The sequence below is a fragment of the Pseudomonas botevensis genome, assembly GCF_019145475.1.
Lineage (GTDB): Bacteria > Pseudomonadota > Gammaproteobacteria > Pseudomonadales > Pseudomonadaceae > Aquipseudomonas > Aquipseudomonas botevensis.
Genome location: NZ_JAHTKI010000022.1, coordinates 23568 through 44826, shown reverse-complemented (window position 1 = coordinate 44826; position 21259 = coordinate 23568). Strand labels below are relative to the sequence as shown.

Annotated in this window: 16 protein-coding genes; 8 read left to right on the top strand and 8 right to left on the bottom strand. The window is 61.7% G+C overall.

What is annotated here, in order from left to right:
* The first annotated feature begins 32 nt into the window (after positions 1-32).
* Positions 33-950, top strand: a complete 918-nt coding sequence (gene metR / locus KVQ74_RS23305; protein ID WP_217833730.1) for a transcriptional regulator MetR — start codon at positions 33-35, stop codon at positions 948-950.
* 41 nt (positions 951-991) lie between these two features.
* On the opposite strand, the gene KVQ74_RS23300 is transcribed toward metR, so the two are convergent.
* The 4 genes from KVQ74_RS23300 to KVQ74_RS23285 all read right to left on the bottom strand — a co-directional run bounded on the left by KVQ74_RS23300 (position 992) and on the right by KVQ74_RS23285 (position 4020).
* Positions 992-1489 carry a GNAT family N-acetyltransferase gene (locus tag KVQ74_RS23300; RefSeq protein WP_217833729.1) on the bottom strand — a complete coding sequence of 166 codons (498 nt, stop codon included), beginning with the start codon at positions 1487-1489 and terminating at the stop codon, positions 992-994.
* Positions 1490-1491: 2 nt separating this feature from the next.
* On the bottom strand, positions 1492-2130 hold the full coding sequence (locus KVQ74_RS23295; protein WP_217833728.1) for a LysE family translocator: 639 nt from the start codon (positions 2128-2130) through the stop codon (positions 1492-1494).
* A gap of 24 nt (positions 2131-2154) precedes the next feature.
* The gene (locus KVQ74_RS23290) at positions 2155-2589 is read right to left on the bottom strand and encodes an NUDIX hydrolase (protein WP_217833727.1); all 435 of its coding nucleotides are present in this window, start codon (positions 2587-2589) and stop codon (positions 2155-2157) included.
* A 72-nt stretch (positions 2590-2661) separates the two neighbouring features.
* Positions 2662-4020 carry an HD domain-containing phosphohydrolase gene (locus KVQ74_RS23285; RefSeq protein WP_217833726.1) on the bottom strand — a complete coding sequence of 453 codons (1359 nt, stop codon included), beginning with the start codon at positions 4018-4020 and terminating at the stop codon, positions 2662-2664.
* Between the two features lie 259 nt (positions 4021-4279).
* Here KVQ74_RS23285 and KVQ74_RS23280 point away from each other — a divergent pair, with 259 nt between their 5' ends.
* Genes KVQ74_RS23280 through KVQ74_RS23260 form a run of 5 tightly spaced genes read left to right on the top strand, consistent with a single transcriptional unit; the run spans position 4280 to position 12624 of the window.
* Positions 4280-6541 (top strand): GGDEF/EAL domain-containing response regulator, encoded by a 2262-nt coding sequence (locus tag KVQ74_RS23280; protein WP_217833725.1) that lies wholly within the window; start codon positions 4280-4282, stop codon positions 6539-6541.
* Positions 6538-8409: a putative bifunctional diguanylate cyclase/phosphodiesterase gene (locus KVQ74_RS23275; RefSeq protein ID WP_217833724.1), complete on the top strand. Its 1872-nt coding sequence runs from the start codon at positions 6538-6540 to the stop codon at positions 8407-8409. Before KVQ74_RS23280 ends, KVQ74_RS23275 begins: the two co-directional genes overlap by 4 nt.
* 50 nt (positions 8410-8459) lie before the next feature.
* Complete coding sequence (locus tag KVQ74_RS23270; protein WP_217833723.1) at positions 8460-9413, top strand: cytochrome-c peroxidase; 954 nt, start codon at positions 8460-8462, stop codon at positions 9411-9413.
* Complete coding sequence (locus KVQ74_RS23265; RefSeq protein WP_217833722.1) at positions 9410-11224, top strand: DAHL domain-containing protein; 1815 nt, start codon at positions 9410-9412, stop codon at positions 11222-11224. The genes KVQ74_RS23270 and KVQ74_RS23265 overlap by 4 nt, the downstream gene beginning before the upstream one ends.
* The gene (locus KVQ74_RS23260; RefSeq protein ID WP_217833721.1) at positions 11221-12624 is read left to right on the top strand and encodes an ATP-binding protein; all 1404 of its coding nucleotides are present in this window, start codon (positions 11221-11223) and stop codon (positions 12622-12624) included. The genes KVQ74_RS23265 and KVQ74_RS23260 overlap by 4 nt, the downstream gene beginning before the upstream one ends.
* A gap of 7 nt (positions 12625-12631) precedes the next feature.
* Here KVQ74_RS23260 and KVQ74_RS23255 read toward each other — a convergent pair whose 3' ends face one another.
* Both KVQ74_RS23255 and KVQ74_RS23250 read right to left on the bottom strand, forming a co-directional pair.
* Positions 12632-13957: an APC family permease gene (locus tag KVQ74_RS23255; RefSeq protein ID WP_217833720.1), complete on the bottom strand. Its 1326-nt coding sequence runs from the start codon at positions 13955-13957 to the stop codon at positions 12632-12634.
* A 281-nt stretch (positions 13958-14238) separates the two neighbouring features.
* Complete coding sequence (locus tag KVQ74_RS23250) at positions 14239-15060, bottom strand: carbon-nitrogen hydrolase family protein (RefSeq protein WP_217833719.1); 822 nt, start codon at positions 15058-15060, stop codon at positions 14239-14241.
* Between the two features lie 124 nt (positions 15061-15184).
* Here KVQ74_RS23250 and KVQ74_RS23245 point away from each other — a divergent pair, with 124 nt between their 5' ends.
* Positions 15185-15985, top strand: a complete 801-nt coding sequence (locus KVQ74_RS23245) for a helix-turn-helix transcriptional regulator (protein ID WP_217833718.1) — start codon at positions 15185-15187, stop codon at positions 15983-15985.
* Between the two features lie 156 nt (positions 15986-16141).
* Positions 16142-17761, top strand: coding sequence for an FMN-binding glutamate synthase family protein (locus tag KVQ74_RS23240; RefSeq protein WP_217833717.1), 1620 nt, complete (start codon positions 16142-16144; stop codon positions 17759-17761).
* An 18-nt stretch (positions 17762-17779) separates the two neighbouring features.
* On the opposite strand, the gene KVQ74_RS23235 is transcribed toward KVQ74_RS23240, so the two are convergent.
* Positions 17780-19264 carry a glucosyltransferase domain-containing protein gene (locus KVQ74_RS23235; RefSeq protein WP_217833716.1) on the bottom strand — a complete coding sequence of 495 codons (1485 nt, stop codon included), beginning with the start codon at positions 19262-19264 and terminating at the stop codon, positions 17780-17782.
* 162 nt (positions 19265-19426) lie between these two features.
* Complete coding sequence (locus KVQ74_RS23230; RefSeq protein WP_217833715.1) at positions 19427-20848, bottom strand: amino acid permease; 1422 nt, start codon at positions 20846-20848, stop codon at positions 19427-19429.
* Positions 20849-21259: the final 411 nt, after the last annotated feature.

The window sequence follows — 21259 nt, the reverse complement described above, 5'->3', positions numbered from 1 at the left end:
GCTCACCACAAATTTTCTTCATGGAGCCTGCGGTGCTTGAGATCCGTCACCTGAAAACCCTGCATGCCCTGCGTGAAGCCGACAGCCTGGTCGATGCCGCCGACCGCCTGCACCTGACCCAATCGGCGCTGTCCCACCAGTTCAAGGAGCTGGAAGAACGCATGGGCATGCCGCTGTTCGTGCGCAAGACCAAACCGGTGCGCTTCACCAGCGCCGGCCTGCGCCTGCTGCAACTGGCCGACGCCACCCTGCCGCTGCTGCGCGCCGCCGAACGCGACATCAGCCGACTGGCCGGCGGTACGGCCGGGCGTCTGCACATGGCGATCGAATGCCATAGCTGCTTTCAGTGGCTGATGCCGACCATCGACCAGTTCCGCGATGCCTGGCCGGAAGTCGAACTCGACCTCGCCTCGGGTTTCTCCTTCGCCCCGCTGCCGGCCCTGGCCCGGGGCGACCTGGATCTGGTGGTGACCTCCGATCCGCTGGAAATCGCCGGCCTCACCTACGTGCCGCTGTTCACCTACGAAGCGATGCTCGCGGTGGCCAACCAGCATGCGCTGGCGAGCAAGCCGTACATCGTCCCGGAAGACCTGCTGACGGAAACCCTGATCACCTACCCTGTGGAACGCGACCGCCTGGACATCTTCACCCGCTTCCTGGAACCGGCCGACATCGAACCGGCGCAGGTCCGCACTTCGGAACTGACGGTGATGATGATGCAACTGGTCGCCAGCGGCCGTGGCGTGTGCGGCATGCCGCACTGGGCGCTGCATGAATACAGCTCGCGCGGTTACGTGAAAGCCAAGCGCCTGGGCGAGAAAGGCCTGTTTGCAACCCTCTACGCCGCCATCCGCGCCGACATGCTCGACGCACCCTACATGCGCGACTTCCTGCTGACGGCCAAGGACACCTCGTTCTCGACGCTGGACGGGGTCAGCGCGGTGCGCTGATCAACGGTCAGCACAAGATTGTGCGAGTCGGTCGGTGATCGTCAGAGTTCACGCCACATGTGGATCTTGTCGAAATAGTCTTCGCCCACTCGCACCGCCAGGGGTTCCAGGCCGAACTGGATGAAGCCGCAACGCTGGTAGAGATTGAACGCGGGGTCGTTGCCGGCGGTGACGGTCAGTTGAATGACTTTCAGGGTCGGGTGGGTTTGCGCTTCGGCAAGAGCGGCCTGTACCAGTTGCCGGCCCAGGCCGTGCTGGCGAAACTCGGCTGACACGTACATGCCGAACAGGGTGGTTTTGTGGCGGGCCTTCTCCCGTGGTTCGAACGCCAGGCCGACGATGCCGGCCAGTCTACCCGCCTCGAATGCGCCGAAAACCACATCGAGCTTGCCGGTCAGGCGTGACTCCCACCAGCTCAACGGCATCGCCGCGCGCTCGCGCACGCTGGAGGTGAACGCCTGCGGGTGGCGGTCGTAGGCTTCTAGCATCAACTCGCGGTAGGCCAGCGCATGGCTGGCGTCCAGGCGTTCGATCCACATGTTCAGGCCATCCGGCGTTGCTCGAACATCAGGCGCACGGCCAGGCCACCCAGCACGAAGCCCATGAAATAACGCTGCGCCGCCAGCCAGGTCGGGTTGTTGACGAACCACGAGGCGATGCCCGCCGCGAACAGTGCAATCAACAGGTTGACGGAGAAACTGACGCTGATCTGGGTCAGGCCGAGCATGATGCTCTGACTGAACACCGAGCCGTGTTCCGGCGAAATGAACTGCGGGAACACCGAGAGATAGAACACCGCGATCTTCGGGTTCAGCGCACTGGTGAGAAAGCCCATGCTGATCAGTTTGCGCGTGGAGTCCGCCGGCAATTGCTGCGCCTCGAAGGGCGAGCGCGCGCCAGGCTTGACCGCTTGCCAGGCCAGCCACAGCAGGTACAGCGCGCCGGCCCACTTCAACACTTCATAGGCCATCGGCACCGCAAGAAACACCGCCGTCAGACCGGCAGCGGCGGCGAACATGTGGACGAAAAACCCGCCCACCACCCCCAGCAACGACGTCACTCCGGCCTTGCGCCCCTGACAGATCGAGCGCGAGATCAGGTAGATCATGTTCGGCCCCGGCGTCAGCACCATCAGCAGCGCAGCGGCGGCGAAAATCAGCAAGTCATGAAGCGGGATCATGGGCGGCGTCCTGTGCGTGGATGATCAAGCGATAGCGGTCAGCGAGGCTCGATAAAACGGCAGGATCAGGTCGCGTGTCAATGGGGCCAGAACCAACCCGCCATCGGTGGCCGGATCGATCCAGATCACTTCTTCGATTTCGGCGGCCGGACAGACATCGGCGTCGATGCGCAGTTGAAAAATGTCCGCCTGCACGACAAATCCCGGCTCGTTGGCGGCCGGGGCGCAAAACTGTCCAAGAAATGTGGCGTGTACAGGATCGATGACCAGGCCCAACTCTTCTTCCAGCTCCCGGGCCAGTGCGTGCACCGGCAGCTCATCGGTTTCGATCTTGCCGCCCGGTTGCATGAACGCCGTGGTGCCGCGCTTACGCACCAGCAGCGTGCGGCCGTCAGGGCCGATCAACAGGGCGGCAGCGATGCGGATGATGCGGGCGGTAACGGCGGATGCAGAAGTCATGGGTCAGCCACGGGCCTTGAGAAAAACCGCAAGGATCCCATGCCCGCCCCGCCGACGTCACCTGCACCGCCATCAGCCCTGAGCTTCCAGCAGCGCCTGGACCTCCTCCGGGACCTTCACGAACACCTTGTACTTGCCGCCTTCCATGGCTTCGAAGGCGATCAGTTTGTCCACCAGCGGCCCGCTGAGAATCTTGCCGGCATTGAGCAGCAGCATGCCGTTGTCGGCATTGAGGTTGCGCGCCAGGATCATCCCGGCCGCCAGCTCGCGGGTGGACAGCACCTTAACCGTCGGATCGGCCAGCGTGACATCGCTGAGGAACGTCGCGCAGACCTTGATGAAATCCTCGATCAGATCGGGGTCGTAGAGCTTGCCCGCGTACTGGCGCAGGTAGAGCAGCGCTTCGTCGCTGTTCATGTGCCGTTCGAGGATCAGGCCGCATTGCAGCTCGACGAAATCCACCGCCAGTTTCAACAGCCGCGCCCCCAGCGGAATCGCCTCGCCCTTGAGCCGGTCGGGGAAACCGCTGCCGTCCCAGCGTTCCTGATGGTGCAGGATCAAGCGCGCCGCATCCTTCATCGGGTCGAGGGTCATCAACAACGATTCGCTCTGCTTCGGATAATCGCGATAAAGATCACGGTCGGTGTGTCGCAGCAGATCCGCCGGGGTCACCATCATGTTGTCCGGCCAGCTCAACTTGCCGATGTTGTACAGCGCGGCGGCCATGGTCAGGTCGCGGCTGCTGGCTTCATCGAGGCTGTGTGCCTTGCAGTAGGCGCGGACCAGTTCGATGATTTGCCGGTTGGTCTGTTTGGCCGGCGGCAGGCGCAGGTTGGCCAGCAGCGAAAACACTTCGGTGCCGGTGACATAGCTGTGCTTGAGTTCCTCATAGGCCAGATCGAGCATGTCGGCGGTCTGCTGCAATTCGGCGGTGCGGGCGGCGACGTGTTTTTCCAGGGTGCTGTTGAGCAACTTGAGCTGATCGTTCTGTGCCCGGTTCAACCGTTCCAGACGCTCGCGCTCACGTTCCAGATGCTGATGCTCCAGCGCCTGGCGCAAGGTCAGCAGCAGTTCTTCGTCATTCCACGGTTTGCTGATGTAGCGATCTATCTGCCCGTCGTTGATGGCTTTGATGATCGCCGTGGGATCGGCATAACCGGTGAGCATGATCCGCGTCGTCTGCGGGTAACGCTGACGCACATGAGTCAGCAACGTGGCGCCGTCCATGTTGGGCATGCGCGCGTCACTCATCACCAGATCGACCGGGTGTTGCTCCAGCAGCTCCAGCGCCTGTGCACCGCTGGTGGCCAGCAGCACGTCGTAAGGCTGCCCCCGCAGCAGGCGACGCAGACTGTTGAGGATCGGTTCCTCGTCATCGACCAGCAACACCTTGGGTCGATGGGTCGAAGTCGGAGTGGATTGCTCTTCCATGGCGTGACCTCAGGCTGAACAGTAGACGTAACAACGCCGCCGGCCTACGTCCTGGCTTGCCTGCGCATATGCAGGAAAGGCTAGATGATTTTTCGCGCCACTCACGCAAATCATCCACGACACATCGGCAGGCGAAGTGTCGGCGGCGCATCTATGCTCAATACGCTGGATGCCAAAAGCAGCCTGCGAGCAGGCATTTGATGAGGGGAATAAGGATGCTCCCGATGACCCAAGTGGTTGGTTTTGCAGGTATTGCCTCATGAGCGCGCAACCGGTGCGAGTCAATCGCCGCGTGCTCATCGTCGACGACACCGCGTCGATCCATGACGACTTCAAGAAAATCCTCTGCCCGGCCACCACCGAAGACAATGGCCTGGACGCAACCGAAAGCCTGCTGTTCGGCACGCCTTCCGCCAACCGCGCGGTGCATTTCGAGCTGGATTCGGCCTTTCAGGGCCAGGAAGCCCTGGCAAAACTCGAAGCCGCCCTCGCCGCTGAAAATCCCTACGCAATGGCCTTCATCGACATGCGCATGCCGCCAGGCTGGGACGGTCTGGAAACCATCGAGCGCTTGTGGCAAGTCGATCCCAAACTGCAAGTGGCGCTGTGTACGGCGTACTCCGACTATTCCTGGGAAGACATCGACGGACGGCTGGAGCTGAACGACCGCCTGCTGATTCTGAAAAAGCCCTTCGACGCCATCGAGATCCGGCAGATGGCCAGTGCCCTCACGGTCAAATGGCAGATGACCGAAGACGCCGCACTGAAGATGAGCCAGCTCGAACAAGCCGTCGAGGCACGCACCCGGGAGCTGTCCGATGCCAACATCATCGTGCAGAACAGCCCGACCATCCTGTACCGCCTGAAGGGCGATCCGTCGTTTCCACTGCTGTACATCTCCCACAACATCACCCGCTTCGGTCACCTCGCCGCCGACCTGGTAGGGTCGGACAGTTGGGCGCGGACCCTGATTCACCCGGACGATCTGTCCAGCGTCGATACGGCCATGGGCCGGGTGCTGGATCGCGATGCCGGGGGCGCCTCCATCGAGTTTCGCCTGCACACGGGCGCAGGCGACTGGCGCTGGGTGGAAAACCGCTACATCCCGGTGCGTGACCAGGACGGCCGTTTGCTGGAAGTCGAAGGGATCATCATCGACATCACCGAGCGCCGCCAGGCCGAGGAAAAAATGGCCACGCTGGCGCGCACGGACGGACTCACCGGGCTGGCCAATCGCGCCACACTGATCGAACGCCTGCACCAGGCCTTTGCCGCCGCACGTCGGGGCGCGTCGGCATTCGCGGTGTTTTATCTGGATCTGGATCACTTCAAGCGGATCAACGACACCCTCGGCCATCCGGTCGGTGACCTGCTGTTGCAGGAAGTGGCGCGGCGGATCAAAACCAATGTGCGGGAAAACGACGTGGTGGCACGTCTGGGCGGCGACGAGTTCGCCATCCTGCAACTGGACGTCAGCGAGCCGACCCAGTCCGCCGCCATCGCCGGCAAGATCCGCGATGCGCTGCTGGTGCCTTATCTGCTGGCAGGCAATTCCCTGCATATTTCCGTCAGCATCGGCATCTGTCTGTACCGGGCCATCAGCCTCGACGCCGACAGCCTGCTGGCCCAGGCCGACATGGCGCTGTACCGCGCCAAGGAAACGGGGCGCAATCAGTATCAGTTCTACTCCGAGGAAATCACTCAGGAAGTGGCCGAACGCATGGCCCTCGCCGAAGAACTGCTCACAGCCCTGGAACAGGGCGGCCTGAAGCTCGACTACACGCCGGAAGTGGACATGCACAGCGGCAAGATTCTCGGCATGGCCGCGCAGGTCAGTTGGCAACATCCCCGCCACGGCCTGCTGCCGGCCTCGGCGTTTGTGCCGGCGGCGGAGAAGACCGGGGCAATCATCCCTCTCGGGCGCTGGGTGCTGGACCACGCCTGCTGGCAGATGCACCAGTGGCGCAACGAGGGTGTGGCGCCACCGGTGATGGCGATCAAGATTTCCCTGGCGCAGCTCAAGAGTGGTCCCGAACTGATCTACGACGTGCTGCGCACCACCGCGCGCTGGGAGCTTGCGCCCTGGGATCTGCGTTTCGATGTCACCGAAGCGACATTGGCCCAGACCAAATGGACCCACAACGATGTACTGCCGCGCCTGCGTGAACTGGGCGTGACCATCGCCATCGATGACTTCGGCACCGAGTATTCGTCCTTCGACTGGCTGAAAACCTACCGGGTCAACCACCTGAAACTCGCCCAGACCCTGATCGACAACGCGGCCCAGGATGAAGTCGGCGCCAACACGTTGCGGGCAATCGTCAATTTCGCCCGCGACCTGGCCATCGACATCAGCGCCGAAGGTGTCCAGCCAGCGGATAGCGGCGGCGCGCTCGCCGCCGCGCCGCTGAACAACGTGCAGGGCCTGTGTTTCAGCGAAGCCGTCAGCCCTGAACAAGCCGCCCGCCTGCTGAAGGACGGAAGCGCGGCCGCCCTGCTCCCCCGGGAGGATCAGGGATGAAAACGCCCTTCCCCCAGACCAACCGGCGCATTCTCATCGTTGACGATACGCCGGCGATCCATGATGACTTCCGCAAGATCCTGACGCCGGACGTCAGCGGCGCCGCCGATCTGGACAGCCTTGAACAGACCCTGTTCGGCACGCACCAATCGCCGCACCTGACCTTCCAGCTCGACTCGGCCTATCAGGGCCAGGAGGCCCTGAAACTGGTCAAGCGCGCCGTGGCCGATGGCCGCCCTTATGCACTGGCGTTCACCGACATGCGCATGCCGCCGGGCTGGGACGGACTGGAAACCATCGAACAACTGTGGAACGCCGACCCGAACCTGCAAATCGCCTTGTGCACCGCCTTCAGCGACTACAGCTGGGAGGCGATGGCCGAGCGGCTGGAGTTCGGCGACCAGTTGCTGATTCTGAAAAAGCCGTTCGACACCCTGGAAATCCGGCAGATGGCCAATGCCCTGACCTGGAAATGGCAACTGGCCCAGGACGCGGCGCTGAAAATGCTCAGCCTGGAGCGCACCATCGAGGCGCGGGTCAATGAACTGCTGAAAGTGTCCCACCTGCTGCAATACGACGCGCTCACCGGGCTACCCAACAGCACCCTGCTCGGCGATCGTCTGACCCAGTCCCTGGCCGTATGCCGTCGACATGACAAGCAACTGGTGGTGATGTTTCTCGGCCTTGATCGCTTCAAGCGCATCAACAATGCGCTCGGACATCCGGCCGGGGACGAAATGCTCAAACGGGTCGGCCAGCAGTTGCAGGCGAGCGTGCGCGAGTCGGACTCGGTGTTCCGCTATGGCTCGGATGAATTCGTGGTGATCCTCAGCGACATCAATCATCCGCAACAGACGCGCGGCATCGCGGAAAAACTCCTCGCGGCCGTGCGTACCGCGCAGACGATTGCCGGGCATGACCTCAGCGTCACCGCCAGCCTGGGTATCAGCCTTTACCCGGACGACGGGCTGGAAGCGATCGACCTGATCAAAAAGGCCGAGACCGCCATGCACAACGTCAAGGAAAGCGGGCCGGACAACATCGGTTTTTTTATCGAGGCGATGAACCAGCGCGCCCGGGAACAGCAAAGCATCGAGTCCGGGATTCGCCAGGCCCTGCAACGCAACGAATTCGTCCTGCACTACCAACCGAAAATCGCCCTGGACAGCGGCCAGGTGATCGGCGCCGAAGCGCTGGTGCGCTGGCAGAAACCGGGACATGGCTGGGTCTACCCGTCGGATTTCATCCCGGTGGCCGAAGACAGCGGCCTGATCGTACCGCTGAGCAAATGGGTGCTGGCCGAAGCCTGTCGCCAGACCCGCGCCTGGCAAGCCGCCGGGTTGCCGCCGATCCTGATGTCGGTCAACACCTCGCCCATCGACTTTCGCCAGCGCCATTTCGTCGAGGATATCGAAAAAATCCTCGAACAGACCGGCCTCGATCCGCGCCTGCTGGAGCTGGAAATCACCGAAGGCGTGCTGATGCAAAACGTCGAAACCACCATGACCGCGCTGAACCGCCTGAGAGCGCTGGGCATCCGGCTGGCGATCGACGACTTCGGCACCGGTTATTCCAGCCTGAGTTACCTGCGCCGTTTCCCCATCGACGTGTTGAAAATCGACCAGTCGTTCATTCGCGGCCTGAGCACCGACAGCAACGACGCCGCCCTGGTCGTCGCGATTATCAGCCTGGGCCGCAGCCTGAACCTGAAAGTCATCGCCGAAGGGATCGAAACCGCTCAGCAACTGGCGTTTCTCAAGGCCCGGCACTGTGAGGAAGGCCAGGGCTACTACTTCAGCAAAGCCCTGCCGCCTGACGCCTTCGCCCAGTTGCTGAGCGCGGGACCGCCGGGCCCGTGGACGCTCTGAAGAACCCGCAAAAACAATAACCCGGCCTGGAGCCAGGGAGGCGATTGCCGATGAAAGCTGCCCGTTACGCCCTGACATTGCTGCTCTGCGGATTGGCGGCAGACGCCGCTGCCGCGCCGCTGGACGAACCTCTCAAACCCTTGCCCGACGTGCCGAAGCAGGATTCGGCGCGGGTGAAACTGGGGCGCCAGTTGTTCAATGATCCACGGTTATCGACCAACAACACGCTGTCCTGCGCCAGTTGCCATCAACTGGACAAGGGCGGCGCCGACACTCGCGCCTTCTCCCAGGGTTTCGATGGGCAACCGCTGCCGGTCAACACCCCGAGCGTGTTCAACGCCCGCCTCAATTTTCGTCAGTTCTGGGACGGCCGCGTCGAAACCCTTGAAGAGCAAAGTGACAAAGTCATCACCAGCCCCCACGAAATGGGCAGTAGCTGGGACACCGTGGTGCAACGGCTGAGCGACGATCCGGGGTATCGCCAGGGCTTCGGCGCCGCCTATCCGGACGCCGTGACCAAAGCCAATATCCAGAACGCCCTGGCCAGCTACGAACGCACACTGGCGACGCCCGATTCGCGATTCGATCAGTACCTCAAAGGCAACACGGAGATCCTGACCCTCGATGAAAAGTACGGTTACCAGCGCTTCAAGGACTACGGCTGCATCGCCTGTCATCAAGGGGTCAACATCGGCGGCAACATGTTTCAGAAATTCGGGGTCTTCGGCGACTACATCGCTGATCGCGGCAACCCGACCGAGGCCGACCAGGGCCGCTTCAACGTCACCGGCGACGAAGCCGATCGTGCCGTGTTCAAGGTGCCGAGTCTGCGCAACGTGGCCCTGACCGCGCCGTACTTCCACGACGGTTCGGCGCCGACGCTGGAGCGCGCCGTGGACGTGATGTTCAAGTATCAATTGGGGCGCATGCCCAGCGACGAAGACAAAGCCCTGATCATCCAGTTTCTCAAGACCCTGAGCGGTCACTGGGAGGACACGCCATGATGAATGTTTCGCGCCGCGCCAGCCTGTTGCTGGTGGGCCTGATTGCCGTGGTGCTGGCCTCGATTCTGGTCTTTCTGTACCTCAAGTCGAACTCCGAACAGACCACGACCTATACCGAATCCCGGGACCTGATTCGCCAGATCAAGCAGCAGGACTCCTTGTGGGAAAACGAAATCCTCAAGGCGCGGGTGGCGATTTCCCACAACTACGATCCACTCGTCTCGCCGATGAACGAGATGAACCGATTGTGGCAGCGCTTCGACAGCATGGAGGCAGACCACGGGCGCAACGATCCCGGCAAATGGGAGGACGCCCACGGAGGCTTCCTTAAGGCGATGGAGGAAAAGACCCGGCTGGTGGAGCGCTTCAAATCGCACAACGCGTTGCTGCGCAACTCCCTGGCCTTCCTGCCGACCGCCGAAGACGACATTCAGGTGCAACTGGCGAGTCTGTCCGACCTCGACAAACTGCAGATGCAGAACATCGCCACCGACACCTATGACCTGTTGCTCAGTGCCCTGGAGTTCGCTCAGGTCACCTCGGCCGACAAGGCCGCCGACATCGAAGTCGGGCTGAGCAAACTGGCGGTCAACGCGCAGCGTCTGCCGGCTGACTTTCAAACCCCGATCAAGATCGTCAGCAATCACATCGGCCTGATCCTGCGCGAGCAGCCGATCGTCAACGAATTGCTCGAACAGATCGAAGCGATCCCCTCGGCCGAACGATTGGACAACATCACCAACCTGCTCGACCTGGATCAGCAGCAAGCCGAGAAGGTCAATCGCCAGTACCACTTTTACCTGCTGGTGTTTTCCGTCCTGCTGATGCTGTCGCTGCTCTGGCTGGCCATCAGCCTGATCCGCAGTTTCGCCGAGATCAACCGGATCAACAGCGCGTTGCAAACCGCCAATGAGGTGCTGGAACAGCGGGTCGAGGAACGTACCCAGGAACTCAAGAATGCCCAGAGCGAACTGCTCGACTCCGCCCGTCAGGCCGGGATGGCCGAGATCGCGACCAACGTGCTGCACAACGTCGGCAACGTACTCAACAGCGTGAACATTTCCTCCGACCTGATCGCGCGCAAATTGCGCGCCAGCAAAACCCAAGGCCTGGGCAAGGCCATGCAGATGATCAACGAGCACCCGGATGACCTCGGCCATTTCCTGACCCAGGACGACAAGGGCAAGCTGCTGCCCGGCTACCTCAATCAACTGGTCGGCGCCATCGCCGCAGAACAGCAGGAAATGGTCGACGAACTGAACCAGATGAACAAAAGCGTCGATCACATCAAGGACATCGTCGCCACCCAGCAATCCTACGCCGGAGCCAACAGCCTGGCCGAACCGTTGTACATCAGCCAGATGCTCGAAGACGCCCTGCGCATGAACGCCGGCGCGCTGACCCGGCACCACGTCACGGTGGTCAAGGAATACGGCGACGTGCCCCAGGTGATGGGCGACAAGCACCGCTTGCTGCTGATCCTGATCAACCTGATCAGCAACGCCAAATACGCGATGTCCGATCTCAACAATCGCCCGCGCACCATCACCCTCGGCGCCAGGGTTGTCGATGACAACTTCCTGGAAATCAGCGTGAAGGACGATGGCGAGGGGATTGCCCCGGAAAACATGACGCGGATCTTTGCCCACGGCTTCACCACCCGCAAGGAAGGCCACGGTTTTGGCCTGCACAGCTGTGCCCTGGCGGCCATCGAGATGAACGGCCACCTCACCGCCCACAGTGACGGGCCGGGCCTTGGCGCGTTGTTTACCCTGCAAATTCCGCTGATCAAGGTAACGGAGGACGCATGAGCGAAGCATCCAACCGCCGGGTTCTGGTGATCGACGACATGCCGTCGATTCACGATGACTTTCGCAAGATTCTCGTCCCGGCCCAGGCCCAATCGGTCGAGCTGGATGCAATGGAAGCCGCGCTGTTCGGCGAAACCGCCAAACCCGTGCAACAGAAGCTCGAGATGGAATCGGCCTATGGCGGCGAGGAAGGATTGGCCAGGCTGATCGCGGCCATGGACGCACAACGGCCGTTCGCCCTGGCGTTCGTCGACATGCGCATGCCCGACGGTTGGGACGGGGCCAAAACCATCGAGCACTTGTGGCAGAAAGATCCCAAATTGCAGGTGGTGGTCTGCACCGCGTATTCCGACTATTCCTGGGATGAACTGCTGGAGCGCCTGCACGCCCACGACCGCTTGCTGATCCTGAAAAAGCCTTTCGACAACATCGAAGTCCAGCAGATGGCCAATACCCTGCTGACCAAATGGGACATGACCGAACGCGCCTCGATGCAAATGCATGAGCTGGAACATCAGGTGGATCAGCGCACCACGCAGTTCAAGCAGGCCAGCGAAGCATTGCAGCGGGAAATCGACGAGCGCAAACAGCTCGAGGGCCAGTTGGTGCAATCGGAAAAGCTCGCGTCGCTGGGGCAACTGGCGGCCGGCGTCGCCCATGAAATCAACAATCCGATCGGCTTCGTCGCCTCCAACCTCGGGGCGCTGGACAGCTACTTCCAGCAGTTGCTGGAGATACTCGATGCCTATCAGGTGGCGAGTCAGACGCTGGGGGCTGAGTCCGCCGCGCAGTTACAGCAATTACGCGAGAAAAACGAACTGGATTTTCTGCTCGATGACATTCCGTCGCTGATCAGGGAATCCAAGGACGGCATCGGCCGGGTCGGACAGATCGTCAAGGACCTGAAGGATTTCTCCCGGGTCGACAGCCAGCTGGAATGGCAGTGGGCCGACTTGCAGCAGGGCATCGATTCGACTCTGAACATCGTCGCCAGCGAACTCAAATACAAGGCCGATGTGATCAAGGATTATCAGGCGCTGCCGGAAGTCGAATGCCTGCCGTCGCAAATCAACCAGGTGGTCATGAACCTGGTGGTCAATGCGGCGCAGGCCATGGGTTCCGAGCGCGGCACCATCACCCTGCGCACCGGGCAACAGGGTGAAACCGCGTGGATCGAAGTCGCCGACAATGGCTCGGGCATTGCGCCGCAAACCCTGCAGAAAATCTTCGACCCGTTCTTCACCACCAAACCGGTCGGCCAGGGGACAGGGCTGGGCCTGTCCCTGTCCTATGGCATCGTGAAAAAACACGGCGGGGAAATCACCGTCAACAGCGAACTCGGGGTCGGCACAACGTTCCGGGTGGAACTGCCGCTGCGCCAGACCCGACCGGCCGCCTGAGGCTCGCTTACGCCGCCTCCTGGAAATCCATCTCCGGCGGCTGGCGACGGAAGCCGCCGGTCAACACTGCAAGGTAGACCACGCCAACCGCCAGCCAGCTCAGGCCCAGGTACACCGCCAGGTGATCGAGGCTGACCATCAGCCACAGATCCGCCACCAGACCGATGAACGGGAAGATCAGGAACAGCATCAGTTCGCGCGGGCCTCTTTTGTCGCCACCGATCCAGTAGTGGAAGATCACCGACAGGTTGACCAGGCTGAATGCCAGGAACGCACCGAAGTTGATGAACGAGGTCGAGGTGGTCACGTCGAGTTTCAGCGCCAGCAACGCGACGACCGCGCACAGCAGGATGCTGTTGATCGGCGTGCCGAAACGCGCGTGCAGGGTGCCGAAGAACGATTTCGGCAACACGCCGTCACGGCCCATGGCGAACAGCAGCCGCGAACCGCTGGCCTGGGCGGACAGACCCGAGGCGAACTGGCCGACGATCAGACCGATAAGGAAGATCGAGACGAACAGGTCGCCGCCGATGTTGCGGGCGATTTCATAGGCCGCCGAGTCGACGCTGTCGAACTGGAACGACGGGTGAGCAGTCTGCACGAAGTACGCCACGACGACGAAAATCAGCCCGCCGATCAGGGTGATCAGCATGATCGCCCGAGGGATGGTGCGACGCGGGTCACGGGTTTCTTCGGTAAGGGTGCTGACCGCATCGAATCCGAGGAACGAGTAACAGGCGATCGCCGCGCCGCTCATGATCAGCGGCATCTGCATGTCGCCGTTGAAGAACGGCTTGATCGACCACAGCGGCTGACTGGCGTCACCCCCGACGTAGTGGACGCACAGCGCCACGAAGGCAACCAGCACGAGGAATTGCACCAGCATCAGCAAGGCGTTGATGCCGTTCGCCAGTTTCAGGCCGACAATATTGATCGCGCTGGTGATGCCGATGAACGCCAGCACCCAGATCCATTGCGGCACGGCAGGGAATGCCGACGCCAGATACGCCGCGCCGATCAGCCAGATCGCCATCGGCAGGAACAGATAATCGAGCAACACCGCCCAACCGGCGATGAAGCCGAGTTTCGGGCTGATGGCCTTGCGCACGTAGCTGTAGGCCGACCCGGCCACGGGGAACGCGGCGGCCATGTGCCCGTAGCTCAGGGCGGTGAAAAACATCGCGACCAGCGCCGCCAGATACGCGGCGGGCACCATGCCGGCAGTGGATTGGGCGAGGATACCAAAGGTGCCGAGGACGATGATCGGCGTCATATAGGCGATGCCGAACAGCACCACCGACCCTAGCGAGAGAGTGCGTTGCAAACCAGCCATGAGCGTCTACTCCGAATTTTATTGGATTTATGGCAGAGCCGAGTTCGGCAATATTTCGGGTGTTGCGTTGTTGTTCTGGTGTTGCCGGACTCAAGTGTCCGACATGAAATCCATTCCCCCTCACCCCAGCCCTCTCCCCCATGAGGGAGAGGGGGAAAGGGAGCCGATCCTTGTACATTTCAAGCCCTGAGTTCGACCTGGTGTTTCAGTCGATGCAGCTTGCAAGAACAACTCGGTCAGTTCCCTCTCCCTCCGGGAGAGGGTCAGGGTGAGGTCGGCGTTCAGCGGTGGGGAATCAACAGCTCCCGAACACCGCCGTCCCGCTCCACAATCTCCCCAGGCAACTTCAACCGCTGATCGTCCAGATAACGGTAATCCTTGCGCGCGATCTCCAGCTGGCCGAAATCCAGCTCGACACTGAACCGCCCCTCTTCCCGCCCGGCCTCGAACAACAGCGTGCCCAGCGGATCCACCAGCGCACTGCCACCCGCAAACATCAGGCCGTCATCGCCGGCTTCCACACGATTGACCATCAGCGCATACGCCTGGTTTTCCTGGGCGCGGGCCATGATCGCGGTGCGGTGGGTCGGGCCGTAGGGGTCCATGTTGCCGTTGGTCACGATCAACAGTTCGGCGCCCAATTGCGCGAGGGCGCGGGCGGTTTCCGGGAATTCGATGTCGTAGCAGATCAGCAGGCCGACCCGCACACCGTTCCACAGGCATGTGGCATAACGGTCGCCCGCCTCGAACACACCGCGATCCGAAGCCCAGAGGTGGGTCTTGCGGTATTTCAGGGCGATGCCTTCGGGAGTGATCAGCAGCGTAGTGTTGTAGAAGCGGCCGTTGTCGTTTTCGGCCATGCCGATCACCACGGCGATGTTGCGTTCGCGGGCGGCGGCCTGCACTGCGCTGACAGTCGGGCCGTCCAGCGGCTCGGCAACCTCAGCCACGGTCTCGGCCGTTGGGAAGCCCATCAGGTGAGTTTCGGGGAACACGACCAATTGCGTGTCAGCGCTGCAGGCAGCAATCGCCGCCAGGGCGCGTTCCAGGTTATAGACCGTGCCATTGTCACGGCCCGCCAGTTGGGCGAGTTCGACTTTCATGGGTATTCCTTGTTATGAGCGCCGGACGCTGAAAGATTGCCCGGTGGCTGTCTGTGAGCCAGTATGCGCAGCAGCGACCGGCCAGGGAATCACGCGGCCGGGGTAACCCGATAGGGGTAGATCCATGACACTTTCGTTTGACGACATCACCTGGCACCGGGCCGTCGGGCAGTTGATCGATGCCCTCGACAAGCCCAATTTCTGGGCGCAACTGGTGCGTCTGCTCGACCAATACGTAACGTTCGATAGCTGGGTGGCCCTGCTGTTCAGCGCCGACCGGCACCCGCAAGTGTTCGCCGAATGCCCCGGCGAGGACGGCAGCCCCGACCAGTTGTTCCAGGACTACCTGCGCGGCCTGTACCTGCTCGACCCCTTCTACATCGCCTGCCGCGAGCAATCGCGCACCGGGTTGTATCGACTGTCGGAAGTGGCGCCGGAGCACTTCGAGCTGACCGAGTATTACCAGCGATACTTTCGTCTGAATGTGGTGGCCGACGAAATCCAGTTCAATTGCCAGCTCGAAGGCGACCGTACGTTGTGCCTGTCGCTGGGCAGCAAACAGCGTTTCAGTGCCGAACAGATTGCCCTGCTGTCGCTGATCCAGCCGTGGGTGCTGGGTTTGCTGCGCCAGCGCCTGCCCTACGAAATCAACGAAGTCGTCGCCCTCGCCCCGCCACCGGTACACAACGACTGGCGGGCGCAACTGGAAGAATCGGTGCAACAGCTCAAGGGCGCGCAATTGACCGCCCGGGAACTGGATGTCGGGCGTTTGATGCTCAGCGGTTGCTCCAGTAAAGAAATCGCCCGTAAGCTGGAAATCTCCGTAGAAACCGTGAAAGTCCATAAGAAACACATGTACAGCAAGCTGGGGATCAAATCCCAGTCAGAGCTGTTTTCGATCTTTCTCCAGGCACAGAACGCCTGAGCAACGCTGGACCGCTTTCCCGTGGGAGCGGGCTTGCCCGCGAAGGGGCCGTCACATCCGACATGCTGTTGGCCGGACTGGCGCTTTCGCGAGCAAACCCACACCCACACAGGGATCTGCGGCGCAGAAAATCCGAGTCCGAACCAGGGAAACCGTATGAGCCTGTCACTCCTGAGCCGCTACGCCTTCTTTGCCGTCTGCGTGATATTCACCCTCGCCAGCCTGCCCTTCCTCGAACATGACTGGCTGTGGCCGATCACCGCCGTGACCGGGGTATTGAGCCTGATCGGTCTGTTCGACCTGATGCAGAGCCCGCACGCGGTACGCCGCAACTATCCGATCCTGGGCAACATCCGTTATCTGGTCGAAGGCATCCGCCCGGAAATCCGCCAGTACCTGCTGGAGTCCGACAGCGACGCCCTGCCCTTCTCCCGCGCCCAGCGTTCGCTGGTGTACTCGCGGGCCAAGAACGAAACCGCCGACAAACCGTTCGGCACCCTGATCGACGTGTATCAGTCCGGTTTCGAGTTCATCGGCCATTCGATGCGCCCCGCGCCATTGAGCGACCCGAGCAGTTTCCGCGTCACCGTCGGCGGCCCGCAATGCACCCAGCCGTACTCGGCTTCGGTGTTCAACATCTCGGCCATGAGCTTCGGCTCGCTCAGCGCCAACGCGATCCGCGCGCTGAACCAGGGCGCCAAACTCGGCAACTTCGCCCATGACACCGGCGAAGGCAGCATCAGCCCCTACCACCGCGAAAACGGCGGCGACCTGACCTGGGAGCTGGGCAGCGGCTACTTCGGTTGCCGCACCAGCGACGGCCGCTTCGACCCGGAGCGCTTCGCCACCCAGGCGCAGAACCCGCAGGTGCGGATGATCGAAATCAAGATGAGCCAGGGCGCCAAACCCGGCCACGGCGGGATTCTGCCCAAGCACAAGGTCACCCAGGAAATCGCCGACACGCGCGGCATCATGATGGGCGAAGACTGCATCTCGCCGTCACGCCACAGCGCGTTTTCCACGCCGCTGGAAATGATGCATTTCATCCAGCAACTGCGTGAACTGTCCGGCGGCAAACCGGTGGGCTTCAAGTTCTGTCTCGGCCATCCGTGGGAGTTCATGGGCATCGCCAAAGCCATGCTGGAAACCGGCATTCTCCCGGACTTCATCGTCGTCGACGGCAAGGAAGGCGGCACCGGCGCCGCACCGGTGGAGTTCACCGACCACATCGGCGTGCCGATGCGCGAAGGCCTGCTGTTCGTCCACAACACCCTGGTCGGCCTGAACCTGAGGGACAAGATCAAACTCGGCGCCAGCGGCAAGATCGTCAGTGCCTTCGACATCGCCAGCGTCCTGGCCATCGGTGCCGACTGGGCCAACTCGGCACGCGGCTTCATGTTCGCCATCGGCTGCATCCAGTCGCAGAGCTGCCACACCAACAAATGCCCGACCGGTGTCGCCACCCAGGATGCCCTGCGCCAACGTGCCCTCGTGGTCCCGGACAAGGCGCAGCGGGTCTACAACTTCCACCGCAACACCCTCAAGGCCCTGGCCGAAATGCTCGCCGCCGCCGGCCTCGATCACCCGTCGCAACTGTCGGCCAAGCATCTGGTGCGACGCATGTCGGCGACCGAGATCAAGCTGTTCTCGCAGTTGCACGTATTCCTCAAGCCGGGGGAATTGCTCACCGGGGAAGTGAACGGCGAGTTCTATTCGCGGATGTGGCAGATGGCGCGGGCGGACAGTTTCGAACCGCAGGACGCCGCAGCGGCATGAGGTTCCAAACTGGATTGCTCACCACTGCAGCGTTTTGATCGGTGCAGGCTCCTTGAGGACGATGAAACCGTAGTCGCCGATCAGATAGATCCGGTAGAAGCGGCTCTCCAGTAACACTGGAAAGCCCTGGTAGCCGACGCGGGTGGCATTGCGCCGTTCGCGTTCGGCGACCACGTTGGTGACGCCCACGCCCGGCAGGTTTTCCGCGAGTACCGCGTAGTCGACATTCAGCAGATAACGCAGCACCGGCAGCTGTTTGAATGAACCGGCCGCGCCCACCAGCCAGTGATCGGAATAGCTGACCGACAGGTAAATCCTTTTCGCTTCGCGCAGTTGCCGATGGGCGTTGATGTCCTGGCCGAGGCTGTACAGGACCGACGTGGCGAAGGTTTTCTGCATCGTCAGCACCCGCCCGTAAGCGAACGACAGCGACAGCGTCGCCAGCAACGGAATCATCAGCAGCAAGGGCAAACGCCGGTGCAGCGGCGCCAGCCCCAGATTCGCCAGGTAGAACAGCAGGACCAGCAGCACGCCAAAGCCGATCAGGGTGCGTGCGCCTTCGTTGAAGTCGCGAAACAGCAGGGTCATGCCGGGCACCAGCAGAACCAGTGAAACCAGCACTGACAGACAGGCCAGCAACCCGCTCCAGCGCGGTGTCTGGCGTCCAAGCCGCACCACGCCCATCGCGGCACACAACAGCAACAGACCGTACAACCACGGGTAGCCACCGTGAAACAGCAGGGCGACTTTCTCCAGCACCCGCCCACCATTGATGCCGATCTGCAGCAACGGATGGGCGTTCCAGTTCAGCAGGTCGCTGCGGCCCTCGGGCAACATGAACGGGTACGCCGTGACGCTGTAGATCAACACCCCCAGGCCCAGTTGCGCGCCTTTGCAGCCAAGCATTCGCCAGATCTGCGCCCATGGGACGCGACGATGAATCGCGCGGATCAACGCCACCCCGCACAAGCCGAGAAACACATTGAGGCTGATCTGATACAGCCCGATCGCCAGCGCCAGCAGTGCCGCCGGAATCAACCATCGCTGCACCCGCGAAACGCTGTCGAAGCTGATGGCGAAAATCACCGCCGCCAGGCTCAGCGCCATGCATGGGCCGTCGTACTGATAGGACAGGTTTTGCAGCAGGAACGGGTTGTACCAGAGCGGCAACACCACCAGGCAACCGGCCAGGGTTGGCTCGGGGAAATAGTGAAACGTCAGTCGGCTCAGGGCCAGGGCCATCACCACAACTGCCAGCAGCAGCGGCAAGGGGAAAATGTTCGGCGCGGCGCCGCTGAAGGTCAGCACTTCATACAGCCAGTCGGCGAACAACCGGCCTTGCCCGGCCCAGGCATTACCGGCGGCCAGCGTCCGCCAGTTGTCGTCGATGTAGGGGAAGTCCGCGAGGATCAGCGGCAGGACGTACAGCGCTGTCGCGAGCAAAAAAAACCACGCGACCTGACGGCGGCCGAGTTCACGAACGAAAAAATCGCTCATCCTCATAACGGTGACTCCATTCACTGTCGAGTGGCATCGATAGTGATAAAGATTGGAGTCTGACAATGGGTTTTCTGTCAGTCTTTCAGACCGACGGTGGGCGCCGGCAGTCCAACGAAAAAGGCCCCGGTCTTGCGAGCGGGGCCTTGGCATTGCAGACGTCTTCGATCAGGAAGCGGAACGCACCGCGCCTTGCGAGCCTTCGTTCGGTTGCAGCTTGAACACGCAGAACAAAACGGTCAGCAGCACCAGGAACGCAGGCCCGACATAGAGCGCCACGCGGGTATCCGGGAAGTACGCCATCAGGCCCACCACCAGCACCAGGAACGCCAGCGCGAAGTACGAGCTGACCGGGTACAGCCACATCTTGTATTTCAGTCCGGCACGTTCGCTGGCGCTCAGGCCTTTGCGGAATTTCAGCTGGGCCAGCAGGATCATCACCCAGGTCCAGATCGCGCCGAAGGTGGCAATCGAGGTAACCCAGACGAAGACTTTTTCCGGCACCAGATAGTTGAGCAGCACACCCAGCAGCAACGCGCCGATCGACAGCAGCAGGGCGCGACGCGGCACGCCGTTGCTCGAGGTCCTGGCGAACCCGGCCGGGGCCTGGCCGTTCTGCGCCAGGCTGTAAAGCATGCGCCCGGTGCTGAAGATGCCGCCGTTGCACGAGGACAAAGCGGCGGTGATCACCACGAAGTTGATGATGCCGGCAGCGGTCTTGATCCCCAGGCGTTCGAAGGTCATCACGAACGGACTGCCCTGGGTGCCGATTTCATTCCACGGATAGATCGATAGGATCACGAACAACGCGCCGACGTAGAACAGCAGAATCCGCCAGAACACCGAGCCGATCGCATCGGGAATGGTCTTCTGCGGGTTCTTCGCTTCACCGGCGGTCAGGCCGATCATCTCCACGCCCAGGTAGGCGAACATGACCATTTGCAGCGACATCAGCACGCCCTGCACGCCGTTGGGCATGAACCCGCCGTGGGTCCAGAGGTTGGAAATCCCCAGCGCCACGCCATCGTTGCCGAAACCGAACGCGATGATGCCGATGCCGCCCAGCACCATGGCGATGATGGTGACGATCTTGATCAGGGCGAACCAGAATTCGAACTCACCGAAGGCCTTCACCGCGATCAGGTTGACCGAGCCCATGCTGACCAGCGCCGCGAGCGCCCAGATCCAGCGCGGTACGTCGGGGAACCAGATGCCCATGTACACCGCCACCGCCGTGATTTCCGCGATGCAGGTCACCAGCCACAGGAACCAGTAGTTCCAGCCGGTGAGAAACCCCGCCAACGGGCCGAGATAATCCTGGGCGTAACGGCTGAAGGAGCCGGCCACCGGGTTGTGTACGGCCATTTCGCCAAGGGCGCGCATGATCACCAGGATCGCCAGACCGCCGATGATGTAGGACAGCATGATTGCCGGACCGGCCATTTCGATGGCCTTGGCCGACCCCAGGAACAGACCGACGCCGATACAGGCGCCGAGCGCCATCAAGCGAATGTGCCGTTCGCCGAGTTCGCGTTTGAGCGGACCGCCCTGAGCGGTTTCGCCAGCCTGCAGGTGATTACCTGATGACATGGAAGGACAACCTCATCTTGTTATTGGATATGACCCAACGAGTCTCGAAGCGTCGGCCGATAAGCCTTCACCTCCTGAAACCACATCTGTTTCGTGGACAGACGCGTCTTGCAGGGCGAACCTGCAGGATCGGCGGGGCGTGCAGTGTAAGAAACATCGGACAGGGTAATTCACTCTATAAACCGCGACATTCAGAGATAAATCTCGATGATTTGCTATCCCACGGAGAAATACTGTCTATGAAAACCAGAGAAAACCACCGCCGAACGGGTTGGCGAGTATTGCACGGTAATGGTGCAGGGTCATGTTCAACCGTCAATGCGATTAATCGCGCAAGCGCTCTATTGCGCCATTTCCAGAGCAACACGCACGCCTGGAGAGGGTGAACGGCCCCCCCGGCAGATTTGTTCA